Annotated in this window: 11 protein-coding genes; 5 read left to right on the top strand and 6 right to left on the bottom strand. The window is 66.8% G+C overall.

What is annotated here, in order from left to right:
* Nucleotides 1-4: 4 nt before the first annotated feature.
* From GLA29479_RS08265 to GLA29479_RS08250, 4 genes are read right to left on the bottom strand one after another with little or no spacing between them, the layout of a single operon-like run.
* Nucleotides 5-787 carry a histidine phosphatase family protein gene (locus GLA29479_RS08265; protein WP_057971308.1) on the bottom strand — a complete coding sequence of 261 codons (783 nt, stop codon included), beginning with the start codon at nt 785-787 and terminating at the stop codon, nt 5-7.
* Nucleotide 788: 1 nt separating this feature from the next.
* Nucleotides 789-1,886, bottom strand: coding sequence for a phosphotransferase family protein (locus tag GLA29479_RS08260; RefSeq protein WP_057971307.1), 1,098 nt, complete (start codon nt 1,884-1,886; stop codon nt 789-791).
* The gene (locus GLA29479_RS08255) at nt 1,883-2,719 is read right to left on the bottom strand and encodes an SDR family oxidoreductase (RefSeq protein ID WP_057971306.1); all 837 of its coding nucleotides are present in this window, start codon (nt 2,717-2,719) and stop codon (nt 1,883-1,885) included. The genes GLA29479_RS08260 and GLA29479_RS08255 overlap by 4 nt, the downstream gene beginning before the upstream one ends.
* Nucleotides 2,716-3,963 carry an acyl-CoA dehydrogenase family protein gene (locus tag GLA29479_RS08250; RefSeq protein WP_057971305.1) on the bottom strand — a complete coding sequence of 416 codons (1,248 nt, stop codon included), beginning with the start codon at nt 3,961-3,963 and terminating at the stop codon, nt 2,716-2,718. Before GLA29479_RS08250 ends, GLA29479_RS08255 begins: the two co-directional genes overlap by 4 nt.
* Nucleotides 3,964-4,053: 90 nt before the next feature.
* On the opposite strand from GLA29479_RS08250, the gene GLA29479_RS08245 reads away from it, so the two are divergent.
* Nucleotides 4,054-4,980 (top strand): LysR family transcriptional regulator, encoded by a 927-nt coding sequence (locus GLA29479_RS08245; RefSeq protein WP_057971304.1) that lies wholly within the window; start codon nt 4,054-4,056, stop codon nt 4,978-4,980.
* 478 nt (nt 4,981-5,458) lie between these two features.
* On the opposite strand, the gene GLA29479_RS08240 is transcribed toward GLA29479_RS08245, so the two are convergent.
* Nucleotides 5,459-6,247, bottom strand: a complete 789-nt coding sequence (locus tag GLA29479_RS08240; protein ID WP_082638405.1) for a TorF family putative porin — start codon at nt 6,245-6,247, stop codon at nt 5,459-5,461.
* Nucleotides 6,248-6,550: 303 nt separating this feature from the next.
* On the opposite strand from GLA29479_RS08240, the gene GLA29479_RS08235 reads away from it, so the two are divergent.
* The 4 genes from GLA29479_RS08235 (at nt 6,551) to GLA29479_RS08220 (ending at nt 10,739) form a co-directional block, all read left to right on the top strand.
* Nucleotides 6,551-7,696, top strand: coding sequence for a polyamine ABC transporter substrate-binding protein (locus GLA29479_RS08235; protein WP_211265045.1), 1,146 nt, complete (start codon nt 6,551-6,553; stop codon nt 7,694-7,696).
* Nucleotides 7,697-7,700: 4 nt separating this feature from the next.
* The gene (locus tag GLA29479_RS08230) at nt 7,701-8,858 is read left to right on the top strand and encodes an ABC transporter ATP-binding protein (protein WP_057918089.1); all 1,158 of its coding nucleotides are present in this window, start codon (nt 7,701-7,703) and stop codon (nt 8,856-8,858) included.
* 211 nt (nt 8,859-9,069) lie between these two features.
* Complete coding sequence (locus GLA29479_RS08225; protein WP_248842848.1) at nt 9,070-9,927, top strand: ABC transporter permease subunit; 858 nt, start codon at nt 9,070-9,072, stop codon at nt 9,925-9,927.
* Nucleotides 9,924-10,739: an ABC transporter permease subunit gene (locus tag GLA29479_RS08220; RefSeq protein ID WP_345775651.1), complete on the top strand. Its 816-nt coding sequence runs from the start codon at nt 9,924-9,926 to the stop codon at nt 10,737-10,739. Before GLA29479_RS08225 ends, GLA29479_RS08220 begins: the two co-directional genes overlap by 4 nt.
* Nucleotides 10,740-11,399: 660 nt before the next feature.
* Here GLA29479_RS08220 and GLA29479_RS08215 read toward each other — a convergent pair.
* Entirely contained in the window at nt 11,400-12,134 is a 735-nt protein-coding gene (locus GLA29479_RS08215) for a SapC family protein (RefSeq protein ID WP_057971302.1), read from the bottom strand.
* Nucleotides 12,135-12,229 lie beyond the last annotated feature (95 nt).

Below are 12,229 nucleotides of genomic sequence, written 5' to 3'. Positions count from 1 at the left end.
CAGTTCAGCGATAGGTGACAAGGTCTTCGCGCGCCTGCAGATGCGCGTGACCGTTGAAGGTGGACAGGCGCAGGCCGCTGCGGGCGACATGCAACTGAGTTACGCTGGCGTTGACCAGACTCCAGCTCAGGCGCAGCGCCTGCGCGTCGGGCGCATCGAGCAGGCCCTGCACGACCGCGGCGATCGGGCCACCCGAGGTGAACACCCACACGTTGCTCGAATCCGCCGCGGCTTCCGCCGCCGCTTGCAGAGCTTCGCGGCAACGTTGTCGGAACGCCGGCCAGGTTTCGTTGTAGTCGTGGTCGTAGTCGCCGCTGGACCAGCGCGTCATGGCCGCAGCGAACAGCGACTGGAAGGCGCGGCGCGGATCGACGGCGGCGCTCAGGTCGGCGACCAGACGTTCGTGGTCGACGTATTCGGGGCGATGGCGGGCGACGATTTCGCGGTGGTCGAATTCGTTCCAGCGCGGCTCGAACGCAACCTCTTGCGCCCTCACCCCAACTCCCCTCCCGCAAGCAGGAGAGGGGCTTGGTTGCGCTGGGTCTGAAAGGCGCGCCAAGCCCTCTTGGGGGGCGCAGGCGGAACGCATCGCCGTCAGGCATTCCTCCGCGGTCTGCCGGTGCCGGCGCATGCCGCCGACGATGATGCGGTCGCCGTCGCGCCATAGCGGCGCGAGCGCGGCGCCGAGCAGGCACGATTGTTGGCGCCCCAGGGCGCTGAGTTCGTCGTAGTCGGCCGCACCGAACGCGGCCTGGCCGTGGCGGATCAGATGAATCGTCGCCGCCATCTCAGGCGCCCTGCCCGCGGCGGTCGCGCGCGATCGCGCGGCGGCAACGCCAATGCAGATAATTCACCGACAGCCAGAAGCGCTTGAAAGCCGGGTTGCGGGTCTGGCCGTGGTGATAGCGGTAGTAGATCTGTTGCGCGATCGCCGACAGGCGGAACAAGCCATAGACTTCGTAGAAGGCCCAACTGCGCGGGCGCAGACCGGTGCGTTCGCTGTAGTACTCCATCACCTCGCGACGGCTGAATATGCCGGGCAGATGAGTCGGTTGGCGGCGGGTGCTCTGGGCGATGAAGTCGTCTCCGGCCTCGACCCAGTAAGCCAGGGTATTGCCGAGGTCCATCAGCGGGTCGCCGAGCGTGGCCAGTTCCCAGTCGAGCACGCCGATCACCCGGGTCGGGTCCTGCGCATCGAGCACCACGTTGTCGAAACGGAAATCGTTGTGGGTGAGACAAATTCGCTCGTCCTGCGGCAGGTTGGCGCGTAGCCAGTCGACGATGGCGCGGCCGCTCGGTACGTTCCAGGTGCGTGCATCGCCGTAACGCCGGCTCCAGCCGTCGATCTGGCGCTGGATGTAGCCGGCGCCGGCGGCGAGCTGTTCCAGGCCCGCCGCACGGTGGTCGACCCGATGCAACGCGATCAAGGTATCGAGCACGTTGACGCACAGGCTGCGGACCTGATCGCGCGATAACTCGACGCCGCGCGGCAGATTCTTGCGCGGGATCAGGCCGTCGAGGCGCTGCATCACGTAGAACTCCGCACCGATCACCGCCTCGTCCTCGCAATGGGCGTACATCGCCGGCACGAACGGGAACACCGGCTTCAACGCCTGCTGGATGCGGAACTCGCGGCCCATGTCGTGCGCGGACTTGGCCTTCTTGCCGGCCGGCGGGCGACGCAGGATCAGATCGTCGTTGTCGTAGTGCAGGCGGTACGTCCAGTTCGATGCGCCGCCTGCGTATTGGCTGACCACCGGCGTGCCGCGCAGATGCGGCAGGCGCGGCTTGAGCCAGGCATCGACGGCGGCGGCATCGAGCTCCTCGCCGGCCCGCACTGCGCGGCTGCCGTCGGACGAGACCACGCCGGCGGGCTGCCCGCTCATGCCTTGCCGCCCACCGCGATCGGTTTCTTCTTCGCCCGGCCGCCCTGCCCGGCACGGCGCATCGCCGCTTCGTAGAAACGGTAGGGCAGCAGGCGCTTGAGCATCCAGAAGCGCTTTGCCGAGGCATGGGTGAGGATGCGGAACTCGCCACGGGCGACGCCGTCGCGGATCATCGCGGCGATCTCGTCGGCACCGATGCTGGCCTCGTCGACCAGCTTGCGCATCCAGCGCGCATAGCGCGGGTCGGTGCTGCGCAGGCTTTCGCTGAGATTGGTGCGGAAGAACGCCGGACAGGCGACGGCGATACGGATGCCGTCGGCTTCGAGTTCGGCCTTGAGCGTCTCCGACAGCGCCACCACCGCGGCCTTGGTGGCGTTGTAGGCGGCCGCGTACGGCGGATGGATCAACCCGGCCATCGAGGCGATGTTGAGTATCGTGCCGCCGCCCTGCCGGCGCAGGATCGGCGCGAACGCCTTGCAGCCGCGCACCACGCCTAGCAGGTTGATGTCGATCATCCATTGCCAGTCGGCGATCGGCATCGCCTCGACCGGCCCCATATCGGCCACGCCGGCGTTGTTGACCACCAGGTCGACGCCGCCCCATTGCGCCAGCATCCATTCGGCGGCGCCATGCAAATCCCCTTCGCGGGTCACGTCGCAATGCAGGTAGTGCGCGGTCGCGCCGAGCGCCTGCAAGGCCGCCAGGGTTTCCGCGCCGCGAGCGGCGTTGACGTCGCCGATGCATACCTGCGCACCGTCGCGCGCATAGCCTTCGGCGAGCGCGCGACCGAGGCCGGAGGCGCCGCCGGTGATGAAGACTCGTTGCGTGGTCATGCGGCTTCCTTGGAGTTGCGGCCGAGGCCGTACTTGGCCAGCTCCATGCGCGCGACCATCGCCCGGTGCACCTCATCGGGGCCGTCGGCGATGCGCAGGGCGCGCGCGATCATGAACAAACCGGTCAGCGGCACGTCATGAGAAACGCCGGCGCCGCCATGGATCTGGATCGCCTGGTCGACGATGTCCTGCAGCAGGTTCGGCGCGACCACCTTGATCGCCGAGATTTCGGTCATCGCCGCCTTCACTCCGAAACGTTCGATCTTCCAGGCCGCATACAAGGTCAACAGACGCGCCTGGTCGATGGCGATGCGGGCCTGGGCGACGCGTTCGAGGTTGCCGCCCAGGCGCAGGATCGGCTGGCCGAAGGCCTGGCGCGCACTGCCGCGGCGGATCATCAGCTCCAGAGCACGTTCGGCCGCGCCGATCGCACGCATGCAGTGGTGGATGCGTCCGGGGCCGAGCCGGCCCTGGGCGATCGCGAAGCCCTGCCCCAGGCCGAGGATCAGCTGGTCCTTCGGCACCCGCACGTTCTCGAACACGACTTCGCCGTGGCCGTACGGCGGGTCGTATTCGCCGAAGGTCGGCAGCATGCGTTCGATGCGCACGCCGGGTGCGTCCAGCGGCACCAGCACCATGCTGTGGCGCGCGTGAGGTTCGGCCTCGGGGTTGGACAGGCCCATGAAGATCGCCAGGCGCGCAGCCGGATGGCCGATGCCGGTCGACCACCATTTGCGCCCGTCGAGCACCAGCTCATCGCCGTCGACGCGGATCGTCGCCTGCATATTGGTCGCGTCCGAAGAGGCGACGTCGGGCTCGGTCATGCAGAACACCGAACGGATCTCGCCGGCCAGCAACGGCGTCAACCAACGCGCTTTCTGCGCCGGCGTGCCGAAGTGATACAGCACCTCCATGTTGCCGGTGTCGGGCGCATTGCAGTTGAAGACTTCGGCGGCGAACTCGTAATGGCCCATCGCCTCGGCGAGCGGCGCGTACTCGAGCACCGACAGGCCGCCGCCGAGTTCGGCATCGGGCAGGAACAAGTTCCACAACCCGGCCTCGCGCGCCAGCGCCTTCAACTCGGCGATGCGCGGATGCACCCGCCATTGGCGCCAGTCGGCACCGGCGTTGAATTCGGCGTTCTCGCGCCGGTATTGCGCGTCGAACGGTTCGATGTGGTCGGCGATGAAGCCGCGCAGGCGTTGCAAGTGCTCGACGGTGCGGGCGCTCGGAGCGAAGTCCATCACGGATTCCTGGCACGGGCGACGGCCCGGTCCAGGCCATCCTAGGCGGCCGACCGGGCTGAATGAAGTGATATTTGCTAACTTCGCATGATGAGCCATATTCATAACAGGACCGACCAGCTCGACCTCAACCTGCTTAAAGTATTCGAGGCGGTCTACCGCGAGCAGAACCTCAGCCGCGCCGCCCAGGCCTTGTTCCTGACCCCGTCGGCGGTCAGCCATGCCGTCGCCCGCCTGCGCCTGCAATTCGGCGACCCGCTGTTCGTCCGCGACGGCCGCCGTATGAGCCCGACCCCGGCCTGCCAGCGCCTGGCCCCGAGCCTGCTCGACGCCCTCGGCCGCCTGCGCGAGCTGTTGCAGCAGTGGGACCGTTTCGACCCGGCGCGGACTCGGCAGTCGTTCCGCATCGGCATGCCCGACGCGACCGAAAGCGCCCTGCTGCCTGCGCTCGCGCAGGCCCTGGATACGCAAGCCCCGGGCGCGACCCTGGCCAGCGTGGCGGTAACGCGGCGCGAACTCGGCCGCGAACTGGCCGGCGGCCAGGTCGACCTGGCGATCGACGTCGCCCTGCCGATCAGCGAACCCGTGCGGCACCGGCCTTTATTCCAGGACGGCTTCTGCGTGGTGATGCGTCGCGGCCATGCCCTGGCGAAACGCCTGAGCCTCAAGCAATACCTGCAGGCGCGCCATGTCGCGGTGTCGACCCGCGCCAGCGGCCAGGTAATCGAGGACATCGCCCTGCTCAACCTCGGCCTGCAGCGGCAGATCGCCCTGCGTTGCCAGAACTACCACTCCGCCTGCCAGGTCGTGGCCGAGTCCGACCATCTGCTGACCATGCCGGCCGGCCTGGCCGGACGCATCGCAGCCAGCGCGCAGTTGCAACGCGCCGCGGTGCCGTTCGCGCTGCCTGCGGCGCAGTTGCATCTGTATTGGCATGCGAACAGCGAGTTCGATCCGGCCAATCAATGGTTGCGGGAGGTGGTGGTCGGGGTGTGCGAGCGAGGGTTGTTCGGGTGAGTTCGCATTTGCGTTCAGGGTAGGAGCGGCGCGAGCCGCGACATCGTTGTTGCAGTCTCGCTTCGAAGCGATCAAGCAAGATCAAGATCAAACGCTAAAAGCTTCCGCCACTAAAGCGGCGGGTTACTTTCTTTTGTCTAAAGCAACAAAAGTCCGTCTGGATTCCCTTCGGTCAAAGGTAACCAAAGAAAAATGCTTCTTTTTGAATCACAGGCCCGCGCGTTCGATGCCAACACAGGGCTTTTTCATACGGGACATCCCTGTCCCGATGAAAAACGGCGCGCATCCCTGCGCGCCGCCCTCCGGGTCTTCTATTGCCTTCGCGAGTGCGAAGCGACGCACAGCAACAGCAAGCCTGCTTTCGGGTAGGAGCGGCGCAAGCCGCGACCTCTTTCATGCGGCGACGCAGGCCATGATTGCCGCGGTCGCGGCTTGCGCCGCTCCTACCCCTTGGCATCATCGACGCGCGATCACCCTCCTAAAACTCCCACCCCACCACCAAACTCACCCGCCCATCCGCCAACTTCCCATCGTCAAGCGCCTCCGACAACTCAGCCCCATAACTCGAGGTATCGGTGTACTGCAACTCCGCCCGCACCGGCCCGAACTCCCGCGTCAGCGCCAACAGGTAATCGTTGTAACTGTCGCCAGCGGCGTCTTCCAAGTCGTAGTGGCCGACCTGCGCCTTCAACCCGAAGCCGCTCTCGCCGAGCGGCCATTCGCCGCCCGCGTTCCAGTAGTAGCCCTTGCCGCCGAGGCCGAAGATGTCCGGCGAGTAGGCCAGGCCGACATGGTAGTGCACGGCGAAGTTGAGCGTGCCTTCGAGTTCGGTGTAATCGTAGTCGTAGCCCGAACGCGCGCCCGGATAGGCCGCCCGTGTCAGGGCCACGTCCAGTTCCAGGCCGGGCCGCAGTTCGCCGGCCCAGCCGAGGTAGCCGTCGAGTTCGTAGTCGATGCCGTCGTCCTCTTCGCCGGCGGCGGTGAAATCGATGCTCGATCCCCACAGCCCGACATAGAAACCGCTCTCGTGTTCAAGCTCGATCTCGGCCTGCAACGCCGGGTCTTCCTGGGTCTGGGACACGCCGCGCCAGATGTAGTCGCTGAGCGCGCTCACGCCGCCGTGCACGGCCCAGGCCGGCGGTTCGGCGGCCGTGGCAGCGTCGGTGGAGTCTTGCGCGGCGGCGGCCAGCGGCGACAGGCCTGCCAGCCCCAAGGCCAACAGGATCGCACTCGGTGCACGGCGAAGGCGATGAGTGCGGTCGGACATGCAGGTCTCTCCAGGCGGACTGTCGGCGACGATAGCGCAGTCGGCCCGCTCTCACCCCCCTGTTCCCTCGCCCTCCCCCACCCCGACCAGAATGCATAGCGTCTCGGCGTTCGCGAGCACGCGGGCCAATGGCTCGCAGGCCGCGCTCGCTCGCCCCGTAACCGGGAGAGGCGCTCAACGCACTCTAGGCAGGCCCACGATCGGCTCGTTCGCGTGAAGGCCGGCGCAAAGAGCTGTCTTACATTGACACCGCCCGACCGCCCTCCGAACATCCCCGCCATCGCACCTGTTTTGGAGAACGCCGTGATCCTGCGCCTTGCCCCGCTCGCCTGCGCCCTGATGCTCGTCGCCTGCGGCGGCAAACAGCCCGACCAGGCCGCGCCCGCCGCGTCGGCCGGCGCCGAGGAAAAGGTGCTCAATGTCTACAACTGGTCGGACTACGTCGCCGACGACACCATCAAGAACTTCGAGACGGCCACCGGCATCAAGGTCAACTACGACGTCTACGACGCCAACGAAACCCTGGAAAGCAAGCTCACCGCGGGCGCGTCGGGCTACGACGTAGTGTTTCCCTCGGCGCGGCCGTTCGCCCAGCGCCAGGTCAAGAGCGGACTGTATGCGGCGCTGGACAAGAGCAAGCTGAGTCACTGGAAGCACCTCGACCCGCAGTTGCTGCAGAATCTTGCCGCCATCGACCCGGGCAACGCGCACCTGGTGCCGTACATGTGGGGCACCACCGGGCTGGGCGTCAACGTCGACAAGGTCCAGGCCGCGCTCGGTGTCGGCGCGGCGCTCGATACCTGGTCGCTGCTGTTCGACCCGGCCAACGCCGCCAAGCTCGCCAAATGCGGCATCACCGTGCTCGACGACGACCAGGAAGCCTTCGGCGCGGCGCTGATCTGGCGCGGACGCGATCCGAATGCTGGCACCGCCGACGAGATCGAGGTGGTCAAGAAAGTTTACGAAGCGATCCGGCCGTACGTGCGTACTTTCAACAACGCCGAGTACAAGGACGCCTTCGCCAACGGCGACGCCTGCCTGGTGATGGGCTATTCGGGCGATATCGCCCAGGCCAGCACCGACGCCTTCGATGCCGCGGCCAAGGCCGGCAAGCCCGCACCGAACCTGCGCTTCGTGCTGCCCAAGGAAGGCGCGATCCGCTGGGTCGATGTGATCGCAGTGCCGAAGGACAGCAAGCACGCGGCCAACGCCCACGCCTTCATCGATTACCTGCTCGACCCGAAAGTCGCCGCCGCGATCAGTAACCACGTGGCTTACGCCAGTGCCAACAAGGACGCACTGCCCCTGGTCGACCCGGCCATCGCCCAAGACCCCGGCGTGTATCCGCCGGCCGAGGTCCGCGCCAAGCTCATCGACCCCAAATCGCTGCCCGAAGACGTGCAGCGCCAGCGCGTACGCGCCTGGACCCGCATCAAGAGCGGGCACTGAGGGCGTGAGCGTCCCCGCCCGCAACGCCGCGCTCGAACCCTGGCGCGACCCGTCCGCACAGCCGTTCGTGCGCATCGAAGGCGTAACCAAGACCTACGGCAAGGTCTACGCCTGCGACGACATCTCGCTGGACGTATACCGCGGCGAGTTCTTCGCCCTGCTCGGCGGTTCCGGCTCGGGCAAGAGCAGTCTGCTGCGCGTGTTGGCCGGTTTCGAGACGCCCGACCGCGGCCGCGTGCTGATCGACGGCGTCGACGTCACCGAGCTGCCTCCGTACCAGCGGCCGGTCAACATGATGTTCCAGAGTTACGCCCTGTTCCCGCACATGAGCGTGGCCCAGAACATCGCCTTCGGCCTCAAGCAAAGCTTGCCCGGAGAGGCCCGCCTCGGCGCCGGCGAGATCCGCGACCGCGTGCAGGCGATGCTGGAGCTCGTGCGCATGCCGCAGCTCGGCAACCGCAAGCCCGACCAGCTTTCCGGCGGCCAGCGCCAGCGCGTCGCCCTGGCCCGCGCGCTCGCCAAGCAGCCCAAGCTGCTGTTGCTCGACGAGCCGCTCGGCGCGCTCGACAAGAAGCTGCGCGAACACACCCAATTCGAACTGGTCAGCATCCAGGAGCGGGTCGGCACTACGTTCATCATGGTCACCCACGACCAGGAAGAGGCGATGACGATGTCGTCGCGGATCGCGGTCATGGACACCGGCCGCATCGTCCAGGTGTCGACGCCGGCGGTGCTGTACGAATACCCCGCGACCCGCTTCGTCGCCGAGTTCATCGGCGGCATCAACCTGCTCGACGGGCGCGTACTCGGCCACGACGACGGCGGCCTGTTGCGCGTGCACTGCGACGGGGTCGGCGGCGAACTGCTCGCGCGCCATCCCGATCCGCTGCCGGAAGGTACCGCGGTCGGCATCGCCGTGCGTCCGGAGAAGATCGACGTCCACGAAACCCGCCCCGAAGGCCTGGACAATGCCGTGGTCGGCAAGGTCCGCGACATCGCCTACCTCGGCGACGTTTCGATCTATCACGTCCAGACCGAGGACGGCGCGACCTTGCGGGTGCAGGAAACCCACGTCGCGCGCAGCTCCGAGCCGCATTACGACTGGGACGACACCCTGTGGCTGTCGTGGGACGCGAGCAGTGCGGTGGTGCTGTCGTCGTGAGCGCCGGATTCGTACATCGCCGGCCCATGGGTACCGGAGCGGTCTGCGCCTCGACGCTGGGGGTTGGCTTGTGAGTGGGATGGGGCAAAAGCGCGACTTGGGGGGCTGGGGTTTCTGGGCCGAGGTCGTTAACAACCTCTTCGGTTGGTTCCGCTCGGTCGGCGACGAGTTCCGCAGCCGCCGCGGCCGCCTGCTGGTGACCGCGGTGCCGATGCTGTGGATGGCGCTGTTCTTCCTGGTGCCGTTCCTGATCGTGCTCAAGATCAGCTTCGCCCAGGGCCTGTTCGGCCAAGTACCGCCGTACACGCCGCTGATCGAGACCGGCGCCGACGGCGCCGCCTCGCTGCGCCTGCACGCGTCCAACTACGCAGCGCTGTTGTCGGACCCGCTGTACATCGCCGCCTATCTGAAGTCGCTGCTGTTCGCCTCGGTCTCGACCCTGTTCTGCCTGCTGTTGGGCTATCCCATCGCCTACGGCATCGCCCGCGCGCCGCGGGTGTTGCGCCTATTGCTGTTGGTGCTGGTGATCCTGCCGTTCTGGACCAGCTCGCTGCTGCGCACCTATGCCCTGATCGGCCTGCTGCGCGCCAACGGCCTGATCAGCCAGGCCCTGGCCTGGACCGGCCTGATCGAACCCGGCGAGGCGGTGCTGCACACCGACCTGGCGGTCTATATCGGCATCACCTACAACTACCTGCCCTTCATGATCCTGCCGCTCGCCGCGACCCTGGTCCGGCTCGACTTCACCCTGCTCGAAGCCGCCGCCGACCTCGGCGCGAAACCGTGGCAGGCGTTCGCGCGCGTGACCTTGCCCTTGTCGATCCCCGGCATCATCGCCGGCACCTTGCTGGTGTTCATCCCGGCGGTCGGCGAGTTCGTGATCCCCGACGTGCTCGGCGGCCCCGACGCGCTGACCATCGGCCGCGTGCTGTGGACCGAGTTCTTCACCAACCGCGACTGGCCGTTGTCGGCGGCGATCGCCATCGCCATGCTGTTGCTGATCGTGCTGCCCACCTTGTTGTTCGAATACGTCGAGAACCGCCGCGTGGCGCGCGAGGCCCGTTCGTGAAGCGGCGGCCGTTCACCCTCTACACGATGATGGCGCTGGGCTACGCGTTCTTGTACCTGCCGATCGTCTCGGTGATCGTGTTCTCCTTCAGCGGCTCCGAACGCGCCACCACCTGGGGCGGGTTCTCGCTGCAGTGGTACGGCGCGCTGATGCGCAACGAGCAGATCCTGGAAGCGGTGCAGCGCAGCCTGACCATCGCCGCGATCTCGGCCACCGCCGCGGTCGCGCTCGGCACCGCGAGCGGCCTGGCGCTGTCGCGTTTCGGCCGCTTCCCCGGCCGAGGCATCCTCAGCCTGATGAACTCGGCGCCGATGGTGATGCCCGACGTCATGCTCGGCCTGTCCTCGCTGCTGCTGTTCGTCGGCGTGCAGCAGCTGTTCGGCTGGCCCGAGCGCGGCATGACCACGATCACTCTCGCCCACATCACCCTGACCGCGTGCTACGTCACCGTGGTGGTGCGCTCGCGCATGACCTCGATGGACGCGAGCCTGGAAGAAGCGGCGATGGACCTGGGCGCGAAACCGTGGCGGGTGTTCTTCGTCATCACCCTGCCCCTGATCGCGCCGGCCCTGCTGGCCGGCTGGCTGCTCGCCTTCACCCTGTCGCTGGACGACCTGGTGATCGCCAGCTTCACCTCCGGCCCGGGCTCGACCACCCTGCCGATGCTGGTCTATTCCAAGGTCAAGATCGGCGTGACCCCGGAGATCAACGCCCTGACCACGATCATCGTGTTGCTGGTGGCGATCGGGGTCAGCGTGGCCGGCGTGTTGATGCACCGGCGCGAACGCAAGCTGGCGCGGTTGCGCGACTGAGGCACTGCGCGCGGCGCCCCAGTGTCAGGTCGAGTGTCTTTGCCGTTGCCGTTGCCGTTGCCGTTGCCGTTGCCGTGAAAGCTTGGCGCGACTCCGAACGCGCGATGCGATCGTAGACCCGGAGGGCGCCGCACAGGACGTGCGGCGTTTTCCGATAAGACAAGGATGTCTTATCGGAAAATCCCGGCGCGAGCTGCGTACTCGCAGGGGAGCTTCGTCAAGGAAAGCCCTTTTCTTTGGTTACCTTTGACCGAAGGGAATCCAGGCGGACTTTTGAGCTTAGCAAAAGAAAGTAACCCGGCCGCGTTAGCGGACGGAAGCTTCTGCTCTTGCTTGTCGAAACACCGCGAGATCGGTCGCGACTTGCGTCGCTCCTACCCTGAGCTCCAGTCGCAAGCGACGCGAGATCAGGGCGTCGTGGCCGCCGCCTCAAAGAGTAGGAGCGGCGCAAGCCGCGACCGCGCTGCGACGGTCTTGCGGCGCATGAAAAACGGCGCGCATCCCTGCGCGCCGCCCTCCGGATCTTCTTTAGCCTTCGCAAGTGCTCAGCGGCGTACAGCAATGCCGAGAGCCAGCGCTCATCAATGCGCGCCGCAGCGAGAAACTTCGCTGCCAGTGAGGCACAAAAAACAGCGGCGCGGCGATAAAACCAAGCGCAACTCAGTTCGTCGCCGTCTTGCTCTGCGCTTCCTGCGCCAAGGCCGAGAGCCGGTCGAGGTTCTGCATCGAGGTCAGGTGGGTGTAGATCAAGCCGAGCGCGCCGGAACGCAGCAGATCCGGGATGAGCTTGTCGTCGAGCTTGAGCAGACGCTCTTCCGATACGACGTAGACGCCGCCGAGTTCACGCTGCGGCTCGCCCTCGGCGCCGAAACGGATCACCCGCTGCTCCAGCAAGTCGAGTTCCTTGAGCTTGGCGGTGAACGCGGCGGTGCGCCTGAACTCGTCGTGGTAGCTCGACATGAAGCCCATCGCCCGCGCCAGGCTCTCGGTGTCCTCGCCGTTTTCCTGGAACAACGGCTCGCCCTCTTCTTCCGACAGGCCGTCGTAGCCCATGTCGATGCACACCGTCATCGTGTTGTTGGCGCGGTCTTCGGTGAGGATGAAGGGGTACTGGCGCAGGAACGCCGGCACGTAGCCGCGCTTCCAGCGCGCGTCTTCGCCGACGTAGAGGTTCTCTTCGTTGCGCAGGCCGACCATGATCGCCGGCAGGTAGTCGCCGCTCTCGAGCTTGGCAAACACGATCGCGTACTCGCAGGCGGCCTGCAGGAACTCGACCGTGGTCAACGGCACGGAGTTGAGCCCGGCGGCGAAGCGGGCGTTGTGCGAGGACGAACGCAGGCGCAGGCGGCGATGGGTGTGCCGGTTCAGCGGCACGACTTTGTCGTAGATCAGCATGGAAGTCCCGAATCTGTGGTGTGCCCGCCGACCCGGCGGGTGCGGCGACGATGCCGCATCGCCAGGACAGTTACAACGGGGCCGGGCACGTGCGC

Source organism: Lysobacter antibioticus (assembly GCF_001442535.1).
Classification (GTDB): Bacteria; Pseudomonadota; Gammaproteobacteria; order Xanthomonadales; family Xanthomonadaceae; genus Lysobacter; species Lysobacter antibioticus.
This window is presented reverse-complemented; position numbering and strand designations above follow the sequence as displayed.

Coding starts and splice junctions, on each gene's coding strand:
- GLA29479_RS08265 (WP_057971308.1), bottom strand. CDS start 787: ATGGCGGCGACGATTCATCTGATCCGCCACGGCCAGGCCGCGTTCGGT.
- GLA29479_RS08260 (WP_057971307.1), bottom strand. CDS start 1,886: ATGAGCGGGCAGCCCGCCGGCGTGGTCTCGTCCGACGGCAGCCGCGCA.
- GLA29479_RS08255 (WP_057971306.1), bottom strand. CDS start 2,719: ATGACCACGCAACGAGTCTTCATCACCGGCGGCGCCTCCGGCCTCGGT.
- GLA29479_RS08250 (WP_057971305.1), bottom strand. CDS start 3,963: ATGGACTTCGCTCCGAGCGCCCGCACCGTCGAGCACTTGCAACGCCTG.
- GLA29479_RS08245 (WP_057971304.1), top strand. CDS start 4,054: ATGAGCCATATTCATAACAGGACCGACCAGCTCGACCTCAACCTGCTT.
- GLA29479_RS08240 (WP_082638405.1), bottom strand. CDS start 6,247: ATGTCCGACCGCACTCATCGCCTTCGCCGTGCACCGAGTGCGATCCTG.
- GLA29479_RS08225 (WP_248842848.1), top strand. CDS start 9,070: ATGCTGTGGATGGCGCTGTTCTTCCTGGTGCCGTTCCTGATCGTGCTC.
- GLA29479_RS08215 (WP_057971302.1), bottom strand. CDS start 12,134: ATGCTGATCTACGACAAAGTCGTGCCGCTGAACCGGCACACCCATCGC.